Source organism: bacterium, from assembly GCA_035454885.1.
Classification (GTDB): Bacteria; UBA10199; UBA10199; order JACPAL01.
This window is the reverse complement of sequence record DATIGE010000016.1, coordinates 27,066-52,862: the sequence shown is the minus strand read 5'-3', so window position 1 is coordinate 52,862 and position 25,797 is coordinate 27,066. Positions and strand designations below refer to the sequence as shown.

The following is a 25,797-nucleotide window of genomic DNA, read 5'->3' as shown; positions in this document are numbered from 1 at the left end:
TATCGGCCCACTCACGAGCTTCCGCCCGACGACCCTCGCTTGGGTCCCATCGAGGCGGACTGCCGGACCCGTTACCTGGGCACCAAACCCGCCGTCGCCCATTTCGCCATCCAAGACTGCGTCGACCGAAGGGTCGCCGCCCTCTTCGAGCCGCCGCCGACCCCGCCGACGGCCGGAGAACGGAGGGACCGGGAAAGGGCCGCCTGCCGCATGCAGGGCAAGATGATCGCCGTCATGGCCTGCCTGGACCGGGTCGACCACCCATCGCCGCCGCCCCCGCCGGAGCCCCCCTCGACGCCGGAAGACCGGGCAAGGCGGGGACGCATGCGATGCCAGATGATGGGCAAGCCCATTCAAATCCATGACTGTCTAGGCAGGCTGAGACGCGATTAGGGGGCAAAGGGGCCCGGCTAAACGACCCGCATCTCCAAGATCCGATCCACCCGGAAGGTCCGCTCCTCGCGCCGCTTGTCGCAATAGGCGCGCAGGCCGATGAAGGATTTTCCCTGAAACTCCATGTCACCGATGGAAACGGGCCGAACGACCCGTCGGGACTTCTCGTCCGTCGGCTTCAAGTAGACGATCTCCAGATCGTGGCCGTCTCCGATGGCCCTCTCGATGATCTTTCTCTTCTGCTCCAGCGGAAAGGCCTCCTCCGCCGTCCGGTAGCGGTGCCTCGTCATGAAGGTGACGATCCTCCGGTCCACGAAGACGTGCGAGCGGGTCACGGGCCTCGTCAAGATGAGGCCCTCCAAGGTCCGGCAACGGCTCAAGGCGACGTACATCTGTCCGGGCGCGAACATGCCCCGGCCGGCGTCGATCACGACGCGGTCGAAGGTCCGGCCCTGGGACTTGTGGATGGTCACCGCCCAGGCGAGTTTGACGGGGTATTGGGTGAAGCTCCCGACGGTCTCCGTCGTCAGCGTCTTTCTCTTGGCGTCCAGGGCGTAGCGGAAGAGGTCCCAACGCGCGGGCGCCAGGTCGTACTCGCGGCCGTCCTCCAACTCCACAGTCACCTCGGCCTCCCCGTCCTTCCGGCCGTCGCTCAACGCGGTCACGACCGCCATCGTCCCGTTCACCCACCGGCCGAAGGAGTCGTTGTTCAGGAGCATGACCTGGGCGCCCGTCTTGAGGTTCAGAATGCGTTCGGTCGGCAGGTCCTTATCGGGAAAATCGCCTTCCACCAAGCCCTCGTAGGAAAAAGGCCTCCCGGGCAACGACTGCAACTTGCGGTGATTGATCTCGGCGGCCTGCGCGTTGGTCGCCGTCAGGTGGACCGTCAGTCCTTCGGAAACTTCCCAGTCCGGTTCGCAGCGTCGGTTCAAGTCCTCGATCTGATCGTCGGAGAGTGTGTTGTTCCGGACGGAGTTGAGCAGTTCGACAAAGCGCGGGTCTTTCTGGCGAAAGACCGTCTCGAGCTCCACCAGCTCCAAGGCGAGCTTGGGGAAGATCTTGGCGTCGAAGAAGTAGGGGCTCGCATAATGCTCCTCGAAGACCGCCTTGTCGCGCGAGGTGACGACCGGCGGGAGCTGGTAGAGGTCGCCGATAAAGACGAATCGGAGCCCGCCGAAAGGGAACTTGGACTTTCGGACGACCTTGAGGAAGGCGTCGATGCAATCGAGGACGTCCGCGCGAAGCATGGAGACCTCGTCGATAACGGCGGCGTCCAGTTCGCGGTAGAGACCGTCCTCTTCCTCTCTCAGAGCGCGGCCCGCCAGGCGTTTGGCCTCCTTGACCGTGATGTCGGGCCGGAAACCGAAAAAGGAATGGACGGTTTGGCCGCGGATGTTCACCGCCGCGACGCCCGTGGGGGCGAGAACCGCGATCTTCTTTTCGGTCGTCTCCCGAAAGTGCTTCAGGAGCGTGGATTTTCCGGTGCCGGCCTTGCCTGTCAGAAAGACATGGGATGAGCCTCTCTCCATGAGATCCAGGACGCGTCGGAACTCGGAGGTAATCTCGATCACGTCCACTTGGCGCAGACCTTTTTGAAATTGCACCACCGGCACGTTTGCTCGTTTTCCGTGAAGGGGAAATCCTCCTCGCGGGCGACGTTCTTTTCGGGGTCGGCCAGGGCCTTTTTCATCCCGTGGATGGAATTGCGGATGTAGTGTTTGGCGAAGTCGATCTTCGCCTCGATCATCGTCCGGATGGTCGACTTGCCGCTATTGACATTGCATTCGACCGTCTGGATCTTCTCCGTCGGGATCTTGAAATGCTCCTTGGAGAACATGCCGTAGCAATCCAATTGGATCTCGTTGTCGACATCCTCGGACTTTCCCGTCTTCCAGTCGACCACCTTGAGCCCTTCGTCGTCTTCATAGGCGAAGTCGATCTTCACGTAGACGAGGGACCCCTCGAAATCGAAGGTCTGCATCGTCTCGATCAGCTTCCACCGCTCGACGGGAATCGGCTTGGCCATGGCGGGAAAGACGATGTTCGCGAAATTCGTAAAGCAGCGGCGGGCGTTGTCGTGGACCTCGGCCCATTTCGCGTCGGGGACATTGGACTCGTACTCGTGCTCGTAGAGACCGAAGGCCTTGCCGGGCCGCTCCTGGTACTGGCGCGACTTGGATTCGCGAAAATTCCGGCGCATCGTCTCGGTGAGCCGCGCGAGAAAGGCCTCCGTCGGCATCTCGCGGGTCTCCCGGTAGTGCTTGAGGGCGTCCTCGATCACGTGGTGGACGACCTCGCCCAGCCACATATGCCGGCTCTTCAGGTTCTTGAGGGTGTAGATTTCGCGGGCCTTGGGGTCGGCTTGACGGTCCCAGCCGCCCCACGACGCGTAGTGGTGGTAGTAATACTGGCGCGGGCATTCACGAAACTTCTCGTCGCGCGACTTGGACCACGAAAACAGGTTCTTGAGCTCGCCCACCCCGACTGGGTAGCCCAAAGATTCGCCCTTGTCTAGAAACCGAATCCCGAGTATTTTTGGACACATGCGACTCCGGCCCCTCGTCGTTTCTGCCCTTTTCCTTTTGATGGGAGCGGCCCCGGCCGCCTCCCAACCGATCGAAAGACAGAACAAGGTCTTTTTCAGCAACATCGCCCCGGGTGAGCTGGAGGACGACCTCATCAGGAATTTTCCCGTCAAAATCATGATCCAGTCGGAAACAGGCAAGCACTACGACGGTGCGTACGTCCGGGTCTTCAACGCCTCCGGCATCGCGATCTTCAAGAAGATGTGCGAAAAACCGTGGCTCTTCATGAAACTCCCGGAGGGCGACTACAACGTCGTCGCCGTCGACCGAAACAAGGTGACCCGGGTCAAACCCTTCACGGTGAAGAAGCAGCCCGAGGAGGGCGTGAAGCGCACCGTCGTGAAACTCACCTGGCCCAAAAACGTCGCGGGGAAATGATTATGAACAAATCCATCATGACCTTGCTGGTCATCCTGTCTGTGGCGTCCAGCGCCGGGGCAGGGGCGGAGTCGTCTTTCGGATTGACGGACACCGTCAAAAAGAAGAACGGCGTGACCTACCTGTGCAGCGGCATCGGCGAATCCAAGGATGACCCGCGCACCTCCGAATTCCCCATGAAGATCGTCTTCGCAACGGTCTCCAGCGCCCTGTATAGCGACGTCAACGTGAAGGTCTATGAAGAAGGCTCCGGCAAGTCCGTCTTTGACGTCTTCTGCGACGGGGCCTGGCTGCTCGTGAAACTCCCGGCCGGCAAGTACCGGGTTTCGGCGACCGACCAGAAGAATCAGTCGAGATCCTGCTCCATGACCATCGGCTCGTCGCAAACCCAGTGCGTTCTTCGCTGGCCAGATTAAGTGAGGGATCCATGCTGTCTTACGACTTAAGCCCGGAGCAGGATATGCTCCGAAAGACCATCCGTGAATTCGCGGAAGGAGAGATCAAGCCCGTCGCGCACAAGCTCGATGAGAAGGAGGAGTTCTCTCTCGACCTGGTCGGGAAGATGGGAAAGCTCGGCCTCTTCGGCGTCACGGTTTCGCCGGACTACGGCGGACAAGGTCTCGACACGCTCTCCTATATCATCGCCGTCGAGGAACTGGCTCGCGTGGACGGCTGCCAGGCGGCAACGGTCGCGGCCGAAAACGGCTTGGGCATCGGCCCCATCTACAATTTCGGCACGGAAGATCAGAAGCGGAAGTACCTGCCGGATCTTTGCAGCGGCAAGAAACTCTGGGGTTTCGGACTCACCGAGCCCGACGCCGGCAGCGACGCGGGTAATTCCAAGACGCGCGCCGAGCTCAAGAACGGCCAGTGGATCGTCAACGGCTCCAAAATTTTCATCACGAATGCCGCCTCGAGGATCACCGCCGGCGTCACGGTCCAGGCGGTGACGGGGCAGAAACCGGACGGGGTCAAAGAGATTTCGTGCATCATCGTGGAGCAAAACACGCCGGGCTTCACCGCCAAGGAGATGCACGGAAAGATGACCTGGCGGTCTTCGAACACTGGCGAGCTCTATTTCGAAGACGTGAAGGTTCCGGAGGCGAATCTCTTGGGTCCCAAGGGCGGAGGCTACCGCCAGATGCTGGCGACATTGGATGGAGGCCGCCTTGCCATCGCCGCCATGGGCCTCGGGGGCGCACAAGGGGCCTATGAAGCCGCGCTCAAATATTCGCACGAGCGCAAGACCTTCGGACAACCCCTCTGCAAGCACCAGGTCATCGCCTTCAAACTGGCTGACATGGCCATGGAGATCGAACTCGCCCGCACCTATCTCTACAAGGCCTGCTGGCTGAAGGACCAGGGACGCCCGTTCAAGAAGGAAGCGGCGATCGCAAAACTGTATTGCTCGGAAGTGATGGGGCGCGTGGCCGACCAGGCGGTCCAGATCCACGGCGGCTACGGCCTGATGGAGGAATATCCCGTCGCCAAATTTTACCGAGACCAGCGGCTGCTCGAAATCGGAGAGGGGTCGTCCGAGGTCCAGCGAATCGTCATCTCCCGCGAGATCGGTTGTTAGGGGACAACCGCCTGGGTCTTCGTGAAAACCCAGTGATCAAAATAATAGTGGGCGAGAAGACCCGACAAGACCACCATGAAATAGCACTGGTTCGAGGGCAGGCTGGTCGTCCTGACGAGGACCGCGATGATGGCTAAAAAGGCCAGCGTCGGGACCAAACAGGCGGCGTAGAAGTAGGGTGTCCGGTCCCGTCCCGAAATCTTCCGAACGAAGGGCGAACTGATCGCCGCCCTTTCCTTTCTCAGGACGTTGATCCACCAGGCCAGCCCGATGTATTGCAGAGAGTGCCAGGTGTTGAAACCCTGGAAGGTGACGTCGAGGTCTTTGGGAATAGGGAGCAGAAACGACACCACGACGGTCACCGCGATGAGGAGGGTCTTGGGCCCGCTGAGCGACCCGCGCCTCCACTCCCGGACGCACTTGCCGACGTAGAAGGCCAGCGCGACGGCAAAAAGCGAAGACATGAGGACGAAAACGGCCGGGTTCCCCAGAACGAACGGGATCTTGAGCGTCTGACCCGCCACCGCGAACGTGCCATTCGCCAGCTTGTAGAACGCGATCGGATAAATGCTCGTGAAGACGACCGCGTAGTCGATGACTCGGGACCAGATCTCGGCGGTCTCACGCTTGGCCTGGTAGCAATCCACCAGAAAACAAACTTGATGGAGGATGTGGATGGAGGCCCAGAAGAAGAAGATCCCGATGAGCACCGGAAAGTGATTGAGCCCGAGGTAAATCACGAGGGGGGGAATCGCCAGGGCCCCCGCCGCGTACAACGGGTGCTGTTTCCAAAAACGTTTTTCCAGGAGGGTGTAGGAAAACGTCGCGAAGAGATGCGGGCCGCCGATCAGGACCGTGACCGCCAGGTTCACCGCGCTGACGGAGAGCCCGAACCCGTTCTTGATCAGCAGGGGCAGCGGCACGAGGATCGCGCCACCGATCAAGAAAATCAGGTCCCACCGGCGGGAGAGGAGCCAGGGGCTTCCCTCCTGCATGGGAACCACGGCCGCGGCGGTTTTTGACATACGAATTCCCCTAAGCACGCAACTTTTCCTTTGTCAAAAGCGAAGACGGGACGTCCCTTTACAAGGGTTTGGAGAGAGTGCTAGTGGAATTGGCATTCGAAAATCTTTTATGAAGAATCTCATCGGTCTTCCCGTCTTGGGGCTGGTTTTCGTGTTTTCGACCGGCGCCGTCTTGATCGACAAGGAGACCAAAACCACCGTCCAGGAACTCAATTACAAGTATGAGCGGCTGATCCAGCTCGATTACGAACGGCACCAGGAACTCATGAGGGTCTTGAAGGAGGTCCGGGATCTCGCCGCCAAGAAAACCACGGTCCATGTGATTGCTCCCAGAGCGGAGCCGACCGTTCAAGCGCCCGCGGCGGCAACGGCGGCCCAGGTCCCCGCTTCGGCCTCAACTCCGGTCCCGGCCCCGGCCGTTACGCCGGCAGCCACCCCGGCCGCCGCTCCGGTCGCCGAAGAACCGACCGCGGCTGTACCACCAACGGCCATTGTGGAAGCGCCCGTCGCGCTTCCGGCGGCGCCAGCCGAAAAGACCGCGCCCGCGGTGGAGACGCCTCTCGCGCTTCCTCCGCCAACGCCCGCCCCTTTGGCCGTAGCGCCGGCGCCGGCGCCGCCGCCCGTTCTCCCTGACCGAGCGGTCGTTGAGGACATGGGCCGCGCGGTCACCGCGAGTCCGGAGCCCGCGCCCGCGGCCATCGCTTCAGCCGTGGAGGTTGCCCCGCCCGTCGCCGTCGCGCCGGTCGCACCCGTCTCCGAGATCAAGATCACGATCCCCGAGGATGTCTCCCAGCAACTCAAGCAGTCCCAATCGTTCGCCTTGCTGGCCCTGATCGTGGCTGGAATTTCCCTCGTCAGCATGGGTTTTCTGATCATCACCGTGCGGAAGAGCGACGAGCGTCTCCGGCGCATGGTCTGGAAATCCGAGGTCGACCACCTCCGCGATGAAGTCATCGGTGGACGTCCGCACCTGAAGGTCGAGAGAAGTTACGACCGCTTGACGCTCACCAACACCGGCTCGGTGGCGGCGGATGATATTCGGCTCTCGCTCGGTCCCGCGCCCGCGACGATGAAGCAGAGGCTCAAGGTCCTGGCCCGCATCGAGGAAGGCGAGAAGGCGGAGGTGGAGATCGGGCCTCAGGCCGCGGGAGGACAGATTTACGGGACGCTGGAGTACAAGAATCCGGATAACGACCGCATCTTCAAGGATCATTTCGTTCTCAAGGTCGACGGGGTGACCGGAGAGCTCATTCCCATTCAACAAGCCAGCTAGATGAATAACCGGGAAGAAATCGGAAGAGCGCTGGGCAAGATTCCGTCGGGAGTGGGCGTCCTGACCGCCAGGAGCGGGGACGTCGAATCCGCGATGCTGGCGTCATGGTTTCAACAGGTGGCCTTCGAGCCGCCGATGATCGCCGTCGCGGTCAACAAGTCACGCCCCATCTTGGAGCTGATCCACGCCTCCAAGGCGTTCACGTTGAGCCTCTTTCACACGAGCCAAAAAGACCTTTTTGCGCATTTCGCCAAAGGCGTCGAGCCGGGGCAGAATCCGTTTCAAGGCATTCAGCTCACTCGCGAACCCGTCGGCGGAGCCATCCTCTCCGACGCCATGTCCTACCTTTCCTGCGAGATCGCGGGCGAAGTGGACGCCGGGGATCACAAGGTCTTTCTGGGGCGGGTCCTCAAGGGTGGCATCCTGAAAGACGGACACTCCATGGTCCACACGCGGAAGAATGGTTTTCATTACTAGCTAGACAGGCCCTCGCCGAGACGGTAGAATTTCATTATAAATCAATAGGTTAACGTCTTGGTGCGTTAACCGCATGCGTCAGAGCGCGATGAGATCCTTCCCTTGTGCGGGCGTAGGCCCCCGGGGAATAAAAGGAGGTGATTGCGGGATGGCGTCCTTCAAAAAGGCGTTTATGGCCGGCGTGGCCGGCACCGTTGTAATGACGGGTTTCTCTTTCATTTCCCACTACCTGCAGCTGCCCAAGATGGATTGGCATGGAATGTTCGCCTCGTTCTTTCATGTGGGCACGGCCTTCGGGTGGGTGATGTATTTTGCCGTCGGCATCGGTTTGGCCTATCTGTATGGGGCCTTTTTCCGGTCCGTCCTGCCGGCCCACTCCTGGGGGCGCGGCATGATCTACGCCGCGATTCTCTGGGCCGTCATGGGGATGGTTCTCATGCCTGTCTTCGGCATGGGCTTCTTCTATGGGTCCATGATGATGGCGGTGGCGACGTTTATCGGGATGGCCCTGTACGGAGCGACCGTCGGCTATCTGTACGAGAGGTGACCCCGCTTCCCGCGGGACAGCGCTCGCTACGGCTCGTAAAGGTAGCTAGAAGGAACTGGCCCATTGGAACGGCGTCCGGCGACGACGAGCGAGGTGGCCTTGACTGAAGTGAAGGCCTTCGCGGCGAGTCCTGCGGCGGCACGCTGGACCGATGGGCTATTTCCGTTTATGCTATGATCAGTGGGCGTGATTGAAGCCACAACCGGTGTCATTGTCGCGAAGCTCCTCTTCTTTCCGACGAAGGTTCACGAGTATCACCCGTCCCAGGTTGATACCCCTTGCGAGGAGGTGTTTTTCAAGAGCTCCGGCGACGTCATGCTCCACGGCTGGTTTTTCGTGGGAAAGAAGTCGGACCGGACCCTCCTCTACCTCCACGGCAACGCCGGCAATATCGGCGACCGCGTCGACAAGATCCAATTTTTAAAAAAGCTCGGCTGGAACATTTTCGCCTTCGACTACCGCGGTTACGGGCTGAGCCAGGGGAGCCCCACGCTCGAAGGCGTGCTTGAGGACAGCCGGGCCGCCTTACACTACCTCACCGAAAAGATCGGGATTCCGAACGAACAGATCATTCTCTTTGGAGAGTCGCTGGGCGGGGCCATGGCGGTGGATCTGGCCCACACGGAGCCGGTCGCTGCGACCATCCTGGAAAGCAGCTTCACGTCGCTGCGGGATCTCTCGCAGGAGGTCTACCGGTTCTTGCCCTCCGGCGCCACTCCCGACGTCTACCGCTCGATCGAACTGATCCGGCATGTCAGGTCGCCGGTGCTGGTGATCCATGGCATCGAGGACGAAATCGTTCCGTTCTCCATGGGCAAGAAACTCTTTGAGGCCGCCCCGCACCCGAAGCGCCTCTACGCGGTCCCCAAGGCGCGACACAACGACGTCTACGCCGTGGCTCGAGGGGATTATTTGAAGGAGATCGAGGAGTTTCTTTCGAACGTCGGACTGCCTTAGCTCGTCAGCTCCCGCTCCCCGCGGGACAGCACTCGCTACGGCTCGTAATGGAAGCTAGTCCACACCGTCCGCCAGAACCACGACATGATCCTCGCGGACTTCCGCGAAACCGCCGGTGACGACGATCGTCTTGGATTGCCCACCCTTGGTGTAGGTAAGGGGCCCATTTTCCAGCTCGGCCAAAAGGGTCGTGTGGCCCGGCAGGACCCCGAACTGGCCCAAGGCACCGGGGGCGACGAACTCGTCGACCTCTTCGTTCAGGACGGAGGCCTCGGGCGTCACGATTTCCAATCGGATTTTGGCCATGATTACGCCGCCAGCTTCTGGGCCTTCGCGACCGCCTCTTCAATGGAACCCACGAGGTAAAAGGCCTGTTCCGGGAGATCGTCGTGCTTGCCTTCCACGATTTCCTTGAAGCCCCTCACCGTGTCCGCGACCTTGACGTACTTGCCCTCGAGGCCGGTAAACTGGGCGGCCACGAAGAACGGCTGCGACAGGAACTTTTGGATCTTGCGCGCCCGGGCGACGACCAGCTTGTCGTCCTCCGAAAGCTCATCCATTCCCAAGATGGCGATAATGTCCTGGAGGTCTTTATAGCGCTGCAGGACCTTCTGCACGTCTCGCGCCACCTTATAATGCTCCTCGCCCACGACCTGGGGGGTGAGGATGCGGGAGGTGGAATCGAGAGGGTCGACGGCCGGGTAAATACCCAGCTCGGCGATCTGACGCGAGAGAACGGTGGTCGCGTCCAGGTGAGCGAAGGTCGTCGCCGGAGCCGGATCGGTCAAGTCGTCGGCGGGGACGTAGATCGCCTGCACGGAAGTGATCGATCCCTTCGTCGTCGTCGTGATGCGTTCCTGCAATTCGCCCAAGTCGGTCGACAAGGTGGGTTGATAACCGACGGCGGACGGGATGCGTCCCAACAGGGCGGACACTTCGGAGCCTGCCTGGGTGAAGCGGAAGATGTTGTCGATGAAGAGAAGCACGTCCTGGCGCTCTTCGTCGCGGAAGTACTCCGCGACGGTCAAGGCGGAGAGGCCGACGCGGGCGCGCGCCCCGGGAGGCTCGTTCATCTGGCCGTAGACGAGAGAGGTCTTGGCGATGACGCCCGATTCCTTCATCTCGTGCCAGAGGTCGTTGCCTTCGCGGGTCCGCTCGCCGACGCCCGCAAAGACGGAGAAGCCGCCGTGCTTGGTGCCGACGTTGTTGATCAATTCCATGATGAGAACGGTCTTGCCGACGCCGGCGCCGCCGAAGAGGCCGATCTTTCCGCCGCGGGCGTACGGAGCGAGAAGGTCGACGACCTTGATGCCCGTCTCGAACATCTGCACCTGCGTGCTCTGCTCGGTGAATTTCGGCGCGTCACGGTGGATCGGATAGCTCTTTTTCGCGTTGACCGGTCCGGCTTCATCCACGGGTTCGCCGACGACGTTGAGGATGCGGCCCAAGACCTCTTTCCCGACCGGCATCTGAATGGGTGCGCCCGTGTTGATCACTTCCGCGCCGCGAACAAGACCCTCGGAGGAATCCATGGCGACGCACCGGACGGTGTTTTCGCCCAAGTGCTGCGCCACTTCGACGACCAGATTCCAAGGCTTGTCGTTGATGTTGGTGTTGGTCACCCTGAGGGCGGTGTAGATCTCCGGGAGGTCCGAGGACGGAAACTGGACGTCCACGACCGGCCCGATGACCTGGGTCAATCTACCCTTCGCTAGCTCTTTTTCTGGCATAAAATGATTCTCCCTATTTCTTAAGCGATTCGGCCCCGTTCACAATGTCCATCAATTCCGTGGTGATCACGGCCTGGCGCAATCGGTTCATTTGGAGCGTCAGGCTTCCGATCATTTCCTTGGAGTTGTTCGTCGCGTTTTCCATCGCCATCATCCGCGCACCGAACTCTCCGGCGATCGATTCCAGAAAGGCGCGGTGGATTACCGTCGCGACGGCGCGGGGGACAAGCTTGTCAAGTATCGCCGCGCGCGACGGCTCGTAGATATACTCGGGGACATATCTGTCGCCGGACCTGTCTCCCAATTTCTCCGGCGCCGACTCCGCCTTGGCCGTGCCGACGGACAGCGGCAGAATCCTTTCGATCCGGATTTCCTGCGAAATGGCTGACCGGAAATAGTTGTAAACCAGATAGAATTCGTCAAACCGGCCCTCTTGAAAGCCGCCGAGCATGTCTTCGGCGATCTTCATGGCTTCATCAAAGGGGTAATTGTCCTGAATCCCGGTAATGATATTTTGCGGCTCGCGCTTGCGGGACCGGAAAAAATCGCGCCCTTTCTTGCCCACGACCGTCACTCGGATTTCGGGAATCTTGGTTTGCTGGTCCTTGAGGAAGTTCTCGACCCGCCGGAGCAGGTTACCGTTGAATCCTCCGCAGAGACCCCGATCCGAGGTGAGCACCAAGAACTCGGCGGATTTCACCTCGTTCCGGGGCTGGAAGATCGAATGCGCCTTGGGCCCGATGAGTTTCACCATGTTGGCGAGCAACTCGTTCATCTTGCCCGAGTAAGGCCTCGCGCTGATCAGCCGCGTTTGAGCCCGGCGGAGCTTGGCCGCGGCGACCATCTTCATGGCCTTGGTGATCTTCTGCGTGTTCTTCACCGACGCGATGCGCTTTCGAATTGTCTTCAGGGTCGCCATATATTCTCAATCATCCGCCGAATCGAATCGGGCCTTGCCCGTTCGATTCGGCCCCAGAGGGCTCGGGGGAAGGCCGGAGGCTTCCCCCGCTTTTATGCCGCGAATTGGGTTTTGAACTCGTCCATGGCCTTCTTGATCTTTTGCTTCAGCCCGTCGTCGAGGGCCTTCTTGTCGCTCAACTCTTTCACGACCGCCGCGTGCTTCGTCTCCATGAAGAGGAGCATCTCGTTCATGTATTTCTGCACCTTTTCGGTCGGGCAATCGTCCACGTAGCCGTTCGTGGCGGCATAGATGGAAAGCACCTGCTGGATGACGTTCATCGGCTGGTACTGCCCTTGCTTGAGGACCTCGACCAGCCGGGCGCCCCGGCTCAACTGCTGTTGGGTCGCCTTGTCGAGATCGCTTCCGAACTGGGCGAAGGCGGCCAACTCGCGGTACTGGGCGAGTTCCAGGCGAAGCGTGCCGGCCACCTGCTTCATCGCCTTGATCTGGGCGTTGCCGCCGACGCGGGAGACAGAAAGCCCCACGTTCACGGCCGGCCGGACGCCGGCGTAGAAGAGATCGGTCTCCAGATAGATCTGCCCGTCGGTGATCGAGATGACGTTCGTGGGGATGTAGGCCGAGACGTCGCCGGCTTGCGTTTCGATCACGGGAAGCGCCGTCAAGGAGCCCCCTCCGCGCGCGTCAGAGAGCTTGGCCGCGCGCTCCAAAAGGCGCGAGTGAACGTAGAAGACGTCGCCGGGAAAGGCTTCGCGGCCCGGCGGGCGGCGGAGGAGCAGCGACAACTGGCGGTAGGCGACCGCGTGCTTGGAAAGATCGTCATAAATGATGAGGGCGTGCTTGCCGTTGTCGCGGTAATATTCGGCCATCGCGGCGCCGGAATAAGGCGCCAGGAACTGGAGCGGAGCCGCATCGGAGGCGTTGGCGGCGATCACCGTCGTGTACTCCATCGCCCCGGAACTTTTCAGGCGGTCCATCACCTGGGCGACGGTCGACTGTTTTTGACCGATCGCGACGTAAAAACAATGAACGTTGCCGCCCTTCTGATTGATGATGGTGTCGATGGCGATGGCGGTCTTGCCCGTCTGTCGGTCGCCGATGATGAGCTCGCGCTGGCCGCGTCCGATGGGGATCATGGCGTCGATGGCCTTGAGGCCGGTCTGCAGGGGTTCAAACACGCTTCTTCGTTCGACGATTCCCGGGGCCTTGACCTCGATCCGGCGGGTTTCCTTGGAGGCGATGGGCCCGAGTCCGTCGATCGGCTCGCCCAGGGCGTTGACGACTCGACCCATCAAGGCGTCCCCGACGAGCACCTCGGCGATGCGGCCCGTGCGCCGGACCTCGTCGCCTTCCTTGATCTCCGTATCGTGACCCATGACGGCGATGCCGACGTTGTCTTCTTCCAAATTGAGCACGATGCCGCGAACGTCGTGCGAAAACTCGACGAGTTCGCCTGCCATGGCCTTTTCCAGCCCGTAGACGCGCGCGATGCCGTCGCCCACGGAGAGAACGGTGCCCGTCTCCGCAACCTCCACTCTCTTGCCGTAGTCCTTGATCTGCTTCTTGATGATGGAACTGATCTCTTCGGCCCTGATTTCCATAAGATTAACCCCTCAAGATGTTTTCTTTGATTCTTTCCAATTCCCTTTTTACGGAGCCGTCATAAACGGTGTGGTCCACGCGCAGAACGACACCGCCGATCAGGGCCGGATCGGCCTCGCCGCGCGGGACGATCTTTTTCTTCAGCTTCTCGGCCAGGACCGTTTCCACCTTTTGAAGCAAACCCGCCTCGGGCTGCCCGGGCGTCACCACCGTGACGCGCACGATCCCGAGGATCTCGTCCTGAAATCGCTGATACTCGCGTCCGATCTCGGTCAGAAGTCCCACGCGTTCTTTGCGGACGAGCAAACACAGGAAGTTCTTGAATAAGGGAGCCGCTCCGACTTTTTCGGCCAACTCTTCTATCGCGGCGAGCCTTTGGTTCACGTCGATCGTGTCGTCCGCGAGGGTCCTTAAGAAGGACGGTCCCCCGGCGGAAGACTCCAAAGCGCGCAGCATCTCACCCAGAGAACGTCCATACGCCTCGACCTGATCGTCCTCTCGCGCGATTTGAATCAGGGCCCGCGCATAGCGGCGAGGCAGCGATCCATGAAGGGAACCGCGGGAGGTCTTCATAGGGACTGCCTTTCAAGGCCGGCCATGTAATCGTCCGAAAGCCTTTTTTGATCCTCGGCCTTCAGGTTCTCCCGGACCATTCTCTCGGCCGTTTCGAGGGCGAGGGACGCCACCTGCCCCTTGAGGGACTCGCGAGCCTTGCGGGCTTCCTGGTCCAAAATACGCAGTCCGTCTTCTTTCAACCGGTCGGAACGCTTTTTTCCTTCCTCCATCAGTTGCTTCTTTTCCAATTCACCTTCGCGCTCCAGGGAAAGCACCAGATCCCGGGATTCGGCCTCCAGGCGTGACATGGCCTTCCGGAGATTCTCATGCCGCGACTTGGCTTCCCGTCCTATTTTCTCCCCTTCCTCGATCTCGAAACGGATCCGTCCCGCGCGGCTTTCCCAGAATTCCTTCACCGGCTTTTTCAAAAAGAAGAACAGGAGGCTGACGAAGATCGAAAAGTTGATCAGGCTCCAATGGATGCCGGAATGAAGTAGCGCGTCCATCAGATGTTTCTCTCCAGGACCTTAACGGCAATGTCGTGTCCCAACTCGCGGGCTTGTTGCCGCAGCTGCAAGGCGGCTTCTTTCGACTGCCGATCGATCTCCGCGCGGGAACGCTCCATATTTTGCTCGATCTCGGCGCGCGCTTTCTTAAGTAGGTCCTCGACGAACCTCTCCCCGTTGGTCCGGTGGACGTCCTTCTTGCGGATGCCTTCGAGCCGGGCTTCCTCCATTTTCTTGCTGTGAACGAGCTCCATTGCCTTGGATTGTTCTTCCAGCTGCCGGGCGGTCTCCTTCTCGCCGGCGGTCTTCGACGTGCGCTGCTCGATGATCTTGAGGGTCGGTCGAAAGACACCGAAATGCAAAACCAGAAACGCGGTCATGAAGATCACCCATTGGGTGACAATCGTTGCGTTTGGAAGGAGATCGATCATCGCCGCTCTTTATTGAATAAGGTGAAAAAACAAAAAAATGCGCCGCCCGCCTGACGGACGGGCGACGCACGCTATAACTGAATGACGGGACGTGTCAAGAAGACTGCGGAACCATCAGGCCCCGGACGGCAAGGCGACCTTGGAACCGTCGATGGAGCGGACCGTCGCCTTCTTGCCCATGCTGCAGCTTCCTTCGAAGATGACGCCTTCGTCGATGACGAGGGTCTGCGCCGTGATGTCGCCTTCGACCGTCGCGGGCGTGTGCATCTCGATCCGGTCATGTGCCTTGATCGTCCCCTTGACCTCGCCATGAACAATGATGTTTCCGACATCGACCTTGCCGTCGATCGATGCCCCCTCACCCACGACCAGAGTTCCGTCCGAGAAAATCTCGCCGCTGAACTTGCCGTTGATGCGGACGGTGCCCTCAAAAGTGAGCTTACCCTCGAACTCGCAGCCTTTTTCCAAAAGACCGCTGATAGGACCCGATGTCGTCATGTCACGACCTCCTTTTTCGCCGAACATAATAAACCCCCTTGGCCTTTACTTATTGTTTCGTGAGCGATTGGTAGAGCCGATCTAAATCCGTTTCCGAGTAATATTCAATGATAATTTTTCCTTTTTCCCCGGAGGGAACGAGCCGGACTTGCGTCCCCAACCGCCGTCTCAAATTATCCAGAAGGCTGATGTATCGGGGAGGCAGGGGCTTGAGTTCGCGACCCTTCTTTCCGGGCTTGAGAACACGCTTGGCCGCGACCCTCAGCTCAAGCTCCCGGACCGACCACCCTTCGTCGGCGATCCGGTCGATGAAGTAGATCTGCTTTTCAAGTTCCGGCACCGAAAGCAGCGCCCGGGCGTGCCCGACGGAGATCTGTCCGCCCTGCAGGGCCTGACGGGCCTTGGTGGGAAGCTTTTGGAGGCGTAGAAGATTGGCGACGGTCGCCCGGTCCTTTCCCACTTTTTGAGCCACCTGCTCCTGCGTGTAACCGAACTTGTCCAGAAGCTCCTGGTAAGCGGCCCCTTCTTCTATGGGGTCCAGATCCTCGCGCTGGACGTTTTCGATGATCGCGAGCTCGAGGATTTCCGAAGGCTCGGCCTCCTCCCGAAGGATGACCGGGATTTCTGTCAAACCCGCAACCCTGGCCGCCCGGAGACGCCTCTCTCCGGAGACGAGTTCGTAGGAACCGTCCGCACGTCGCGTGACGACCAAGGGATGAAGGATGCCCTTATCTCGGATGGAGGAGGCCAGATCGTTGATCTTTTGTTCGTCGAAGAATTTACGCGGCTGGTGCGGATTCGGGACGATCTCGCCGATCGGGACCGTCCGGAACGGCTGATCCTCCTCCCTCATCACGGCCACGGCGGCCGCCGATTCCTGTTTGACGGGAATGAGCGACGCGATCCCCCGGCCGAGCCCCTTCTTTTGAGGTTCCATCAACCACCCTCCTTGGGTTTACGCGACCCGCACGGCGGCCGCGGGCGCGATGTTTGAGATTCTTTCCAAAAATTCCTGGGCCAGTTCGAGATAGGTTTGGGCCCCCTTGGACTTGACATCGTAGAGGAGCACCGGCTTGCCGTGGCTGGGCGCCTCCGAGAGCCGGACATTCCGCGGCACGACCGTCCGGTAGACCAGATCCCCAAAATGCTTTCGAATCTCACCCTCCACCTCATGGGCGAGATTGTTACGGGCGTCATACATGGTGAGGAGAATGCCCGCGATCTTGAGGTGCGGATTGAGAGAATTTTGGACGAGTTCAATGGTCCGCGTGAGATCGGCCAGTCCCTCCAGAGCGTAGTACTCGCATTGAACGGGAACGATGAGGAGGTTGGCGGCCGTCAGGACATTGAGGGTCAGAAGGCCCAGCGACGGCGGCGAATCGACAAAGATGTACTCATAGTCCTTGAGGAGGGGTTCGAGTTTTTTCTTGAGCCGGAACTCACGCCCGACCTGGGCGACGAGCTCGACCTCCGCCCCAACCAGATCCGACGTCCCGGGAATGATATCCAAATACTCCAAGCAGGTCTTGGTGGGCTGAACTCCACCCTTGCCTTGCAAAAGCGTATAAGAGTTTGAATCTATTGAGTTTTTATGGATTCCAAGCCCGCTGCTCGCATTGGATTGGGGGTCAAAATCGACGACGAGGGTCCTTTTCTCCGCCGCCGCGACCGAGGCGGCAAGATTAATGGCGGTCGTGGTCTTGCCCACACCACCCTTTTGATTGCAAAATCCAATAATTACAGCCATTTACACCTTAATTTTTCGCAGAATAGGCCAGTTGAAACGGTCAAGGCAAGAAAAATGTTCCACGTGAAACAGAATTTGAGGGGGACAACTGGAGCACTCTTCCCCTCCGATACTTTTGGTACTGAGGGGGCAGTCTCACGGAGGCCGTCTTATGAAAATGAAACTTACCTCGCTCCTCCTCCTTCTTCTCGCAACTACATCGATTTCTGCATGCAATGAAACGGCTGGGATCGACTCCCTTGACCAAGACGTTCCAACGGAGCTCGCCGGAACGCCTTCAGACGGTCCCTCGGGAGACGGTCGCATCATTGATGGAACAAAGTTGAGTACGGACGATGTCGATGCCGATTCGATCCCGGATTCCTTGGATAACTGTCCGACGGTCCCTAATTTGGATCAGGCGGATCAGGATGCCGATGGGATCGGCGACGCCTGCGCCGACCTCTAGTCATGAACCATCCTAAAGACGCGTCATGAGAAGCTGACGAGGTGCCTTGGAAACAGGGATCTCGTAAGGACTGCTCTCCCAAGGACGGAGGCCCAGTTTCTCTAAGACTCCCTCCGAATCTTTCAATTCTTGGGCGCATTCCGCCCCCTTCATTGCGACGATCCTTCCGCCGGGCTTGAGATTCGGGAACGCCAATTCCAAATAGCTCTTTAGGTCAAAGGTCGCCCTCGTCAGAATAAGATCGTATGGCCCTATTGTCTGGCCCTTGAGCGTCTGATGAAGGACCTGCACGGATTCGAGTCCCAGGGTCCGGACGACCTCCTTGAGGAAATCGCATTTCTTTTTAACGGAATCCACGAGAGTCAATTCAACATGGGGAGCCACGATCTTGAGGGGAAGGCCTGGGAAACCGGCGCCTGATCCAATATCCAATACGGCAATTCGTAACGCTTCTGGGAAAAATGTTTCACGTGAAACATTTGGGAGCCAGCGAGAAAGGGCTGGTAGGATGGCGAGCGAATCAAGAAAATGCTTATCGAGGATCTCAGCAGGATCCGTGATGGCTGTCAGGTTGATCTTTTCATTCCATTTCAAGAGAAGGGCTTGATACCGTTCAAAGCCCGGTTCGTGTTGGCGGTAAAGGTCAATGGGTGACAACATGGGCGGAAGAACGATGAAGATAGACCATTAGAATAGAAAGGGCGGCCGGAGTCACACCGGGCACCCGACCAGCCTGACCCAGCGATAGGGGTTGAACCCTTGTCAGCTTCTCAACGATCTCTCGGGAGAGGCCGGGGATCTCTTGATAGGCAAACCACGCTGGAATCTTCATGGATTCCATTCTTTGAAACCGCCGGATCTCGTCTTCTTGGCGGCCTAGGTAACCTTCATACTTCGACTGGATCTCGACCTGTTCGATGACTTCTTCCCTCTGCGCCGGATCAAGGGCCTGAAAGAATGAGGATTCCAAAAAGTCCGGCAGATATGTCTCAACCAAGGAAGACCCCGAGACCTCCGGCCTCTTCAACATAACATCGAGAGGGGTTCCTTGAACGCGACGAGAGGCGATCAAACCGCGGAGATTTTCTATGGCCGCGAGCTTGCGGCAAAATCGACGGTACTCGTCTCTAGGGACGAGCCCGAGGTCATGACCCACCCGCCGGAGCCTCAGATCGGCGTTGTCCTCACGCAAGGCCAGGCGATATTCCGCACGTGACGTGAACATGCGATAGGGCTCCGCCTGTCCCTCGGTCATGACGCCGCGCGTCACCAGGTCATCGGTCATGATACCCAGGTAGGCCTGGGACCGATCGAAAACGAGGGGTGACTTGTCCTGAACCTGCAGCGCCGCATTGATCCCGGCGATGAGGCCCTGAGCCGCCGCTTCCTCATATCCCGTCGTGCCGTTGATCTGGCCTGCGTGAAAGAGACCTTTGATCCTCTTGGTCTCGAGCGTCGGATCGAGCTGGGTGGGGGGGACATAATCGTACTCGATCGCATAACCCGGCTTGGAAATCCTCACGTCCTCCAAGCCGGGAATCGTCTGCAGAAAGGCGAGCTGGACATCCTCCGGCAGGCTGGTTGAAATTCCATTTGGATACCATTCCGGATGCCCAAGGCCTTCGGGTTCCAAAAAGATCTGGTGCCTTTCCCGGTCGGCGAACTTGACGATCTTGTCTTCGATGGACGGACAGTAACGCGGCCCCGTGGATTGGATGACTCCCGAATACATCGGCGACCTGTGGAGATTCTCCCGAATGATCGCGTGCGTGTCCGGCGACGTATGCGTGATGAAACAAGCGACCTGCGGCTGTTCGATCCGGGTCGGCGAAAAGCTGAAACGGGAAGGGCGCGCATCGCCCCATTGAACCTCGAGCCGATCGAACCGGATGCTCCGGCCGAAGAGCCGGGGAGGCGTTCCGGTCTTGAGCCGGCCGATCTCGAAACCGAGCTTAAGAAAACTCTCGGAAAGCCTTTCGGAAGGGCGATCGCCGCGGCGTCCGCAAGGCGTGCGGTTCGTCCCCGTGTGCGCCAGCCCACGGAGGAAGGTCCCCGTGCAAACAACCACGGAACGCGTCATGGTTTTCGTCCCATCATCAAGAATGGCGGCCTCCACACGGTTTTCCCGCGTCAAAATCTCATCGACCATTCCTTCATGAATCGTCAGATTGGCTTGGTTCCGGAGGACTTCCTGCATGCGCCGCTTGTAGAGGAGACGGTCCGACTGGCAACGGCTCCCGCGGACCGCCGGTCCCTTGTTGGTATTGAGACGCTTGAAATGAATTCCGGTCGCGTCGGCGACCCGGCCCATTTCGCCGCCGAGCGCGTCGACCTCGCGGACCAGGTGACCCTTGCCGATGCCGCCGATCGCGGGGTTGCAGCTCATCTGGGCGATGTTGTCGGCGTTCGACGTGACCAGGAGCGTGGCGCACCCCATGCGCGCGGCGGCCAGCGCCGCCTCACAGCCGGCATGCCCGGCCCCGATCACAATGACGTCATAGGTGCTCATCATTTACCAATACAAAACTTTGAAAAGATTTCACCCAGGATTTCGTCGTTCGTCACCTCGCCCGTGACCTCGCCCAAGGCATTCATGGCGATCGCAAGATCCGCCGCGAGAAGCTCCAGGGACATCGCCGCCCGCGCACCGTCGCCGACCCTCTCCAGGGCCTCCGCACCCTTCAGGAGGGCGTCCCGGTGGCGGAGATTGGTCAGGATGACGTCGGCATGTCCCGTCCGTTCCGAGAAGACCGCCGCCATGGCCTTCTTAAGCCCCTCGACCCCTTCGCCCGTTTTCGCGCTGACGCGGATCGCGTCCTTCGGCGGATCAAAGGCGGGGGACAGGTCCGTCTTGTTGAAGACGGTCAGGGCCCGGCGGCCTCCAATCAGCTCCTGGACCCGGTCGTCTTGGACGTCCCAAGGACGGCTCGAATCCAAGACAAAAAGGGAGAGATCCGCCTGATCGATCTTTTGGCGTGATCGACGGATGCCCTCGGCCTCGACACCGTCCTCGCCGGGCCGGATGCCCGCCGTATCGATGAAGCGGATGGCCAGCCCCTCCAGGTCCAAAACCTCCTCGACCGTGTCCCGCGTGGTCCCGGGCATGGGGTGGACGATGGCCCGATCATCGCCGACCAGGGCATTGAAGAGGCTGGATTTGCCGGCATTGGGCTTGCCCACGATTGCGACGCGGACGCCTTCTCGGAGATAACGGCCTTCTTCATAGCTCGCGAGAAGGGATTCGATGCGAACCTTGAGGCTCGCCAGACGCTCCAAGACCTCTTCGTAGCGGAGGCCCTGGACGTCTTCGTCCTCCGGAAAGTCGATCCGGGCCTCCATCTGGGCCCTCATGACCTTGATCTCGTTCCGGAGCTTGCCGACGTATTCGGAAAGCCTCCCCTCGAGCTGGCGCCCGGCGAGGACCACGGCCCGTTCGCTCGCGCCGGCGATCAGGTCGGCCACGGCCTCGGCCTGGGCCAAGTCCATCCGTCCGTTCAGGAAGGCCCGCTTTGTGAATTCCCCCGGGTGGGCCATCCGGGCACCGGCCTTGAGGATTCGTTCCAAGAGGAGCTCCAGACCCCGTCGCCCCCCATGCGCCTGGACCTCCACGACATCTTCGCCCGTATAGGAGGAGGGGGCCTTTAGGAAGAAGGCGAGGACCTGATCAAAGGCGATCCTGCCGACGTAGACCCGGCGGGGCTCGAACTCCGAGGGGCGGACGGATCCCTCCCAAACAACTTCGAGGACGTCCAAGGCCCTCGAACCGGAGATCCGGATGATTCCCACCCCTCCGTTTCCAGGCGGAGTCGCGATCGCCGCAATTTCATCAGACGTTCTCATGGTTTTCCAAAGGGGGCTTTACTAACGCTCCCCCCTGACCCTTTTCCAGTGCGATTTTCGAGGCATCCCCCTTGACACGAAGGGTCGAGTGCATATATTGCGTCCGCTTCTCGAAGCTTTATAATCCATTAATTTTTAAGGAGGTTTTCGTCATGGCCGACAAGAACGACAAAAAAATCAAGATTCGCCCCTTGCACGACCGGGTCCTCATCAAGCGAGTGCTTGAAGAGGAGAAGACCAGGGGCGGCATCATCATCCCCGACTCGGCAAAGGAAAAGCCGCAGGAAGGCAAGGTCGTCGCCGTCGGGAGGGGCCGGTTGGAAGACGGCAAGGTCATTCCGTTGGACGTCAAGGCCGGTGACCGAATCCTCTTCAGCAAGTATTCGGGCAACGAAGTGAAGATCGGCGGCGAGGAACACCTGATCCTGAAGGAAGACGAAATCCTCGGCGTCCTCGAAGCATAATTTCATCTAACGACAAAAGGAGAATCCTATGGGAGCGAAAGAGATTATTTTTGACCAAAAGGCCCGCGAGTCGATCCTGCGCGGCGTGAACGTCCTGGCCGACGCGGTGAAGGTCACGTTGGGTCCCAAGGGCCGCAACGTCATCCTCGAAAAATCGTTCGGCTCGCCGACGATCACCAAGGACGGCGTCTCGGTCGCCAAGGAGATCGAGCTCGAGAACAAGTTTGAGAACATGGGCGCGCAGATGGTGAAGGAGGTCGCTTCGAAGACGTCCGATGTCGCCGGTGACGGCACCACGACGGCGACCGTCCTGGCCCAAGCCATCTACCGCGAGGGGATGAAGATGGTTTCCGCGGGTCACAACCCGATGGCTCTCAAGCGCGGCATCGAAAAGGCCGTCGCGGCGGCGGTGGAGGAGCTGAAGAAGCTCTCCAAGCAGACGAAGGACCCGAAGGAGATCGCCCAGGTCGGAACCATTTCCGCCAACAATGACGAGACGATCGGCAAGATCATCGCCGAGGCCATGGACAAGGTCGGCAAGGAAGGCGTGATCACAGTCGAAGAGGCCAAGTCGATGGACACGACCTTGGACGTCGTCGAAGGCATGCAGTTCGACCGCGGCTATCTTTCCCCGTATTTCGTCACGGATCCGGAGCGCATGGAGTGCGTGATCGAGGACCCCTACATCCTGATTCATGAGAAGAAGATCAGCTCCATGAAGGAGCTTCTGCCGGTCTTGGAAGCGATCGCGCGCGCGGGCCGTCCGCTCCTCATCATCGCGGAAGACATCGAGGGTGAGGCCTTGGCCACCTTGGTCGTCAACAAGCTCCGCGGCACTCTCCAATGCGCGGCCGTGAAGGCCCCGGGCTTCGGCGACCGCCGCAAGGCCATGCTGGAAGACATCGCGATCCTCACGGGCGGCGAGCTCCTGGCCGAAGAGCTTGGCAAAAAGCTCGAGGACGTCCGGCTGGAAAACCTGGGTCGCGCCAAGAGAGTCACGATCGATAAGGACAACACAACGATCGTCGACGGCGGCGGCAAGAAGGCGGCGATCGAAGGCCGGGTGAAGCAGATCCGCGCCCAGATCGAGGAGACGACCTCCGATTACGACAAGGAAAAGCTCCAAGAACGGTTGGCGAAGCTCGTCGGCGGCGTCGCGGTCATCAACGTCGGCGCCGCGACCGAAACCGAAATGAAGGAAAAGAAGGCCCGCGTGGAAGACGCCTTGCACGCGACCCGCGCGGCGGTGGAAGAAGGCATCGTTCCCGGCGGCGGCGTGGCCCTCATTCGCTGCCTGCCGGCGGTCGAGAAGCTCAAGCTCAACTCGGTTGAACAGTTCGGCGTGGACATCATCCGCCGGTCGCTCGAGGAACCCACCCGCTGGATCTCCCAAAACGGCGGCTACGAAGGCGCCGTCATTGTCGACGAGATTAAAAAGAACACCGGGTCCTACGGCTTCAACGCGGACACCGGAAAGTTCGAGGACCTCCTCAAGGCCGGCATCATCGACCCGACCAAGGTCACGCGCTCGGCGCTTCAAAACGCCGCGAGCGTCGCGTCGCTCCTTCTGACGACGGAGGCCATGGTCGCCGAAAAACCGGATGAGAAGGAGAAGGGTCCTTCGATGCCCGGCGGCGGTGGCGGCATGGGCGGCATGGGCGGCATGATGTAAATAGCGTCGTAACCGCTCGAATTAATTGACCGAAAAGGGGCGACAGGGTATTATGCCCAAACCTTGATCGCCCCTTTTCTTTTTCTCTTGGCGGTTTTACTGGCGATTCCGGTCGGAGCGGAGGCCTTTGACATCACGGCCACCGGCTATCTCAGGAACCGCCTCGTCTACTACCATGACCTCGACACCCAACGCCCGAACGCCGGCGTCAATCAAGGCGGGCTGGGCGACAACGACCGCTTCGGGTCGATCCTCTTCGTCCAGGAAAGGCTTCGTGTCGAACCTATCCTGAAGGTGAACGACAACATCTCGCTCCACGCCACTTTCGACGTCCTGGACAACGTCATCGCCGGCACCAAGGAGACGAAGAACATCGATTTCCTTTCTCCCATCGTCGGAACCATCCAGCTCCCCGGCGCCGGCGGCGCCTTGGGCGTGACCGGCGGCGAGGCAGGCGAAAACAAGGCCTTGAACGTCCGCCGCGCCTACATGGACATTTTGACCCCAGGCGGCAAATTCCGGATCGGCCGCCAGCCTTCGCACGTCGGATTGGGCATCTTCCAGAACGACGGCAACGGGTACAACGACGACTTCGGCGACACCTTCGACCGCATCCTTTACCTCGCCTCCCTCGAGACGAAGAAGTTCGGGAATTTGAGTTTCGGTGCGGTGGCCGATTTCACGTTCACCAAGCAGGAAGACCCAAGAATCAGCGGACTCGGCAAGGCGATCACCGGGCCGGCGGAAGACACGCGGCAATTCGCCGGCCTCGTCCTCTGGGACTTCAAGGACCTGACGCTGGGTACGTTCTCCGGCATCCGCTACCGGAACGGCAAGGAAGGCAACACGACGACCCAGGCCCGTCAGATCCTCGTGGACGCCAACGGCGATCCCATTCTCGACGGCAACGGCAACTTTCAGCTCTCGGACCTGCGCGCCGCGGGAAATGACGGCGACACGCTGCTCTATTTCACGGACGTCTACGGCGAGTACAAGCGCGGCCCCTACCGGTTCCGCGGGGAATACGCCCTCCTCTCCGGAAAGATCTCGACGGGGCTGGTGATCGACGCCATCGCCTTCAACAACCTGCCGTCCAACGCGCGCGGACCCATCGAGATGCCGGCCCAGAATGACCTCCTGGTGCACATGGCGGCGGCGGAGTTTGAGGCCAACTACCGGTGGGGCTCCTTCCTGTTCCAGGGCGGATACGCCTCCGGGGATCGCCAACCACTCTCTTCGCGCATCACCCAGTTCGGCTTTCGGCCGGATTACCAGATCGCCCTCTTGATGTTCCATGCGCCCCTGGGTTCTTCGCCCCGCGTCACGCAAGCCAATGGCAGCGGAGCGGGGAGCCGCCAATTGGTGGGCGCCGTGCCGGTCACCGGCAATTACATCAACAACGCCGCCTACGCGGCCTTGGGCTACATGCACAACATCGACATGACGTCGCTCGTACCCGCGGCCAGCAACACGAAGGCCGGGCTCAAGTTCATCACCGCCTGGGCGCCTTCCAACAACTTTGACATCGACTTCGCGGAACTCACCGGCTTTGCCGACCTGCCTCGGGTCGTAAATTCCAACAAGTGGTATGGCTGGGAGGCGGACGCGAACTTTCAGTCGCGTTTCTTTGAGCGCTTCCTCTTCGACCTGACCGCTGGTTTCATGATGCCGGGCCCGGCCTATGACGTCGAAGTGGAGATCTTCAACCCAACCAATCTGGCCCAAGTGAACGTCATACCCTTCGACGGGGCGAATTGGGTGTGGGGCGTGCGGACGAATATGATCGTGGATTTCTAGAGGAACGGGCGAACACGAGGTTCGCCCTTACTACTTAGAACCCGGGGCCTTCTGGGTCTCGCGGCCGTTGCCGGAATAAGGATTGAACATCGTAAAGAGGTCTTGGTGGGGGCGGAGGAACTTTTCGCGCTCCTTGCCTTCGAGGCCCTTGGAATTGGCCTCCTCCTGGGCGTTTTCCAAGCCGTAACTAGCTGCTAGAAACTTGAACCCATCGCCGGAATTCGGCTTCTTCTCAAGATCCACCCAAAACATGGCATCCTCGATCATTTCTGCCAAGAACGCCTGTTTCTCGGGCGAAAGCGATTGGATCTTCGGGGAATGTTTAAGAAACTTCAGTTGCGGATGCTTAATGATGAGTTCATTCAGCGTCATTT

Annotated in this window: 30 protein-coding genes; 13 read left to right on the top strand and 17 right to left on the bottom strand. The window is 59.9% G+C overall.

The window, feature by feature from the left end; translation table 11 throughout:
• Positions 1 to 393: hypothetical protein (locus VLJ37_03920; protein HSA58810.1), on the top strand; the 393-nt coding region annotated here is incomplete at its 5' end.
• Positions 394 to 410: 17 nt separating this feature from the next.
• On the opposite strand, the gene VLJ37_03915 is transcribed toward VLJ37_03920, so the two are convergent.
• Both VLJ37_03915 and VLJ37_03910 read right to left on the bottom strand, forming a co-directional pair.
• Positions 411 to 1,997 (bottom strand): AAA family ATPase, encoded by a 1,587-nt coding sequence (locus VLJ37_03915; GenBank protein ID HSA58809.1) that lies wholly within the window; start codon positions 1,995 to 1,997, stop codon positions 411 to 413.
• Positions 1,961 to 2,890 carry a PD-(D/E)XK nuclease family protein gene (locus tag VLJ37_03910; GenBank protein ID HSA58808.1) on the bottom strand — a complete coding sequence of 310 codons (930 nt, stop codon included), beginning with the start codon at positions 2,888 to 2,890 and terminating at the stop codon, positions 1,961 to 1,963. The genes VLJ37_03915 and VLJ37_03910 overlap by 37 nt, the downstream gene beginning before the upstream one ends.
• 46 nt (positions 2,891 to 2,936) lie before the next feature.
• Here VLJ37_03910 and VLJ37_03905 point away from each other — a divergent pair, with 46 nt between their 5' ends.
• From VLJ37_03905 to VLJ37_03895, 3 genes are read left to right on the top strand one after another with little or no spacing between them, the layout of a single operon-like run.
• Complete coding sequence (locus tag VLJ37_03905) at positions 2,937 to 3,356, top strand: hypothetical protein (GenBank protein HSA58807.1); 420 nt, start codon at positions 2,937 to 2,939, stop codon at positions 3,354 to 3,356.
• 2 nt (positions 3,357 to 3,358) lie between these two features.
• A complete protein-coding gene (locus VLJ37_03900) occupies positions 3,359 to 3,772 on the top strand; it encodes a hypothetical protein (protein ID HSA58806.1) in 414 nt (137 codons plus the stop codon).
• Between the two features lie 14 nt (positions 3,773 to 3,786).
• Positions 3,787 to 4,935 (top strand): acyl-CoA dehydrogenase family protein, encoded by a 1,149-nt coding sequence (locus VLJ37_03895; protein HSA58805.1) that lies wholly within the window; start codon positions 3,787 to 3,789, stop codon positions 4,933 to 4,935.
• On the opposite strand, the gene VLJ37_03890 is transcribed toward VLJ37_03895, so the two are convergent.
• Complete coding sequence (locus tag VLJ37_03890) at positions 4,932 to 5,960, bottom strand: hypothetical protein (GenBank protein ID HSA58804.1); 1,029 nt, start codon at positions 5,958 to 5,960, stop codon at positions 4,932 to 4,934. The genes VLJ37_03895 and VLJ37_03890 overlap by 4 nt on opposite strands.
• Before the next feature lie 109 nt (positions 5,961 to 6,069).
• Here VLJ37_03890 and VLJ37_03885 point away from each other — a divergent pair, with 109 nt between their 5' ends.
• From VLJ37_03885 to VLJ37_03870, 4 genes are all read left to right on the top strand, one after another.
• Entirely contained in the window at positions 6,070 to 7,233 is a 1,164-nt protein-coding gene (locus VLJ37_03885) for a hypothetical protein (protein ID HSA58803.1), read from the top strand.
• On the top strand, positions 7,234 to 7,710 hold the full coding sequence (locus VLJ37_03880; GenBank protein HSA58802.1) for a flavin reductase family protein: 477 nt from the start codon (positions 7,234 to 7,236) through the stop codon (positions 7,708 to 7,710).
• 148 nt (positions 7,711 to 7,858) lie between these two features.
• Positions 7,859 to 8,257: a DUF6789 family protein gene (locus VLJ37_03875; protein ID HSA58801.1), complete on the top strand. Its 399-nt coding sequence runs from the start codon at positions 7,859 to 7,861 to the stop codon at positions 8,255 to 8,257.
• Between the two features lie 186 nt (positions 8,258 to 8,443).
• Complete coding sequence (locus VLJ37_03870) at positions 8,444 to 9,214, top strand: alpha/beta hydrolase (GenBank protein ID HSA58800.1); 771 nt, start codon at positions 8,444 to 8,446, stop codon at positions 9,212 to 9,214.
• A 54-nt stretch (positions 9,215 to 9,268) separates the two neighbouring features.
• Here the strand turns inward: VLJ37_03870 and atpC are convergent, their stop codons facing one another.
• From atpC to VLJ37_03820, 10 genes are all read right to left on the bottom strand, one after another.
• Positions 9,269 to 9,520: an ATP synthase F1 subunit epsilon gene (gene atpC, locus VLJ37_03865; protein ID HSA58799.1), complete on the bottom strand. Its 252-nt coding sequence runs from the start codon at positions 9,518 to 9,520 to the stop codon at positions 9,269 to 9,271.
• A 2-nt stretch (positions 9,521 to 9,522) separates the two neighbouring features.
• Entirely contained in the window at positions 9,523 to 10,944 is a 1,422-nt protein-coding gene (atpD, locus tag VLJ37_03860) for a F0F1 ATP synthase subunit beta (GenBank protein ID HSA58798.1), read from the bottom strand.
• Between the two features lie 13 nt (positions 10,945 to 10,957).
• Positions 10,958 to 11,863 carry an ATP synthase F1 subunit gamma gene (gene atpG / locus VLJ37_03855; protein HSA58797.1) on the bottom strand — a complete coding sequence of 302 codons (906 nt, stop codon included), beginning with the start codon at positions 11,861 to 11,863 and terminating at the stop codon, positions 10,958 to 10,960.
• Positions 11,864 to 11,955: 92 nt separating this feature from the next.
• Positions 11,956 to 13,464: a F0F1 ATP synthase subunit alpha gene (gene atpA, locus VLJ37_03850; GenBank protein ID HSA58796.1), complete on the bottom strand. Its 1,509-nt coding sequence runs from the start codon at positions 13,462 to 13,464 to the stop codon at positions 11,956 to 11,958.
• Positions 13,465 to 13,468: 4 nt separating this feature from the next.
• On the bottom strand, positions 13,469 to 14,038 hold the full coding sequence (gene atpH / locus VLJ37_03845) for an ATP synthase F1 subunit delta (GenBank protein HSA58795.1): 570 nt from the start codon (positions 14,036 to 14,038) through the stop codon (positions 13,469 to 13,471).
• The gene (locus VLJ37_03840) at positions 14,035 to 14,526 is read right to left on the bottom strand and encodes an ATP synthase F0 subunit B (GenBank protein HSA58794.1); all 492 of its coding nucleotides are present in this window, start codon (positions 14,524 to 14,526) and stop codon (positions 14,035 to 14,037) included. The genes atpH and VLJ37_03840 overlap by 4 nt, the downstream gene beginning before the upstream one ends.
• Complete coding sequence (locus tag VLJ37_03835; protein HSA58793.1) at positions 14,526 to 14,957, bottom strand: ATP synthase F0 subunit B; 432 nt, start codon at positions 14,955 to 14,957, stop codon at positions 14,526 to 14,528. Before VLJ37_03835 ends, VLJ37_03840 begins: the two co-directional genes overlap by 1 nt.
• 114 nt (positions 14,958 to 15,071) lie before the next feature.
• The gene (locus VLJ37_03830; GenBank protein ID HSA58792.1) at positions 15,072 to 15,455 is read right to left on the bottom strand and encodes a polymer-forming cytoskeletal protein; all 384 of its coding nucleotides are present in this window, start codon (positions 15,453 to 15,455) and stop codon (positions 15,072 to 15,074) included.
• Positions 15,456 to 15,504: 49 nt separating this feature from the next.
• On the bottom strand, positions 15,505 to 16,392 hold the full coding sequence (locus VLJ37_03825) for a ParB/RepB/Spo0J family partition protein (protein HSA58791.1): 888 nt from the start codon (positions 16,390 to 16,392) through the stop codon (positions 15,505 to 15,507).
• Positions 16,393 to 16,410: 18 nt separating this feature from the next.
• Positions 16,411 to 17,163 carry a ParA family protein gene (locus VLJ37_03820; GenBank protein HSA58790.1) on the bottom strand — a complete coding sequence of 251 codons (753 nt, stop codon included), beginning with the start codon at positions 17,161 to 17,163 and terminating at the stop codon, positions 16,411 to 16,413.
• Between VLJ37_03820 and VLJ37_03815 the strand changes: the two genes are divergently transcribed.
• Together VLJ37_03815 and VLJ37_03810 are read left to right on the top strand one after the other, a co-directional pair.
• Positions 17,047 to 17,421 carry a hypothetical protein gene (locus VLJ37_03815; protein ID HSA58789.1) on the top strand — a complete coding sequence of 125 codons (375 nt, stop codon included), beginning with the start codon at positions 17,047 to 17,049 and terminating at the stop codon, positions 17,419 to 17,421. The two genes, VLJ37_03820 and VLJ37_03815, sit on opposite strands and share 117 nt — an antisense overlap.
• A gap of 103 nt (positions 17,422 to 17,524) precedes the next feature.
• Positions 17,525 to 17,650: a thrombospondin type 3 repeat-containing protein gene (locus tag VLJ37_03810; protein ID HSA58788.1), complete on the top strand. Its 126-nt coding sequence runs from the start codon at positions 17,525 to 17,527 to the stop codon at positions 17,648 to 17,650.
• Positions 17,651 to 17,662: 12 nt separating this feature from the next.
• Here the strand turns inward: VLJ37_03810 and rsmG are convergent, their stop codons facing one another.
• The 3 genes from rsmG to mnmE are packed head-to-tail and all read right to left on the bottom strand — an operon-like array spanning position 17,663 to position 21,490.
• Complete coding sequence (gene rsmG / locus VLJ37_03805; GenBank protein HSA58787.1) at positions 17,663 to 18,310, bottom strand: 16S rRNA (guanine(527)-N(7))-methyltransferase RsmG; 648 nt, start codon at positions 18,308 to 18,310, stop codon at positions 17,663 to 17,665.
• Entirely contained in the window at positions 18,294 to 20,159 is a 1,866-nt protein-coding gene (mnmG, locus tag VLJ37_03800; protein ID HSA58786.1) for a tRNA uridine-5-carboxymethylaminomethyl(34) synthesis enzyme MnmG, read from the bottom strand. Before mnmG ends, rsmG begins: the two co-directional genes overlap by 17 nt.
• Positions 20,159 to 21,490, bottom strand: coding sequence for a tRNA uridine-5-carboxymethylaminomethyl(34) synthesis GTPase MnmE (gene mnmE / locus VLJ37_03795; GenBank protein HSA58785.1), 1,332 nt, complete (start codon positions 21,488 to 21,490; stop codon positions 20,159 to 20,161). Before mnmE ends, mnmG begins: the two co-directional genes overlap by 1 nt.
• A 176-nt stretch (positions 21,491 to 21,666) precedes the next feature.
• Here mnmE and groES point away from each other — a divergent pair, with 176 nt between their 5' ends.
• The 3 genes from groES (at position 21,667) to VLJ37_03780 (ending at position 25,423) form a co-directional block, all read left to right on the top strand.
• The gene (groES, locus tag VLJ37_03790; protein ID HSA58784.1) at positions 21,667 to 21,954 is read left to right on the top strand and encodes a co-chaperone GroES; all 288 of its coding nucleotides are present in this window, start codon (positions 21,667 to 21,669) and stop codon (positions 21,952 to 21,954) included.
• 28 nt (positions 21,955 to 21,982) lie between these two features.
• Complete coding sequence (groL, locus tag VLJ37_03785) at positions 21,983 to 23,626, top strand: chaperonin GroEL (protein HSA58783.1); 1,644 nt, start codon at positions 21,983 to 21,985, stop codon at positions 23,624 to 23,626.
• A 63-nt stretch (positions 23,627 to 23,689) separates the two neighbouring features.
• Entirely contained in the window at positions 23,690 to 25,423 is a 1,734-nt protein-coding gene (locus VLJ37_03780; protein ID HSA58782.1) for a hypothetical protein, read from the top strand.
• Positions 25,424 to 25,453: 30 nt separating this feature from the next.
• On the opposite strand, the gene VLJ37_03775 is transcribed toward VLJ37_03780, so the two are convergent.
• Positions 25,454 to 25,795, bottom strand: a complete 342-nt coding sequence (locus VLJ37_03775) for a hypothetical protein (protein HSA58781.1) — start codon at positions 25,793 to 25,795, stop codon at positions 25,454 to 25,456.
• Between the last annotated feature and the right edge of the window lie 2 nt (positions 25,796 to 25,797).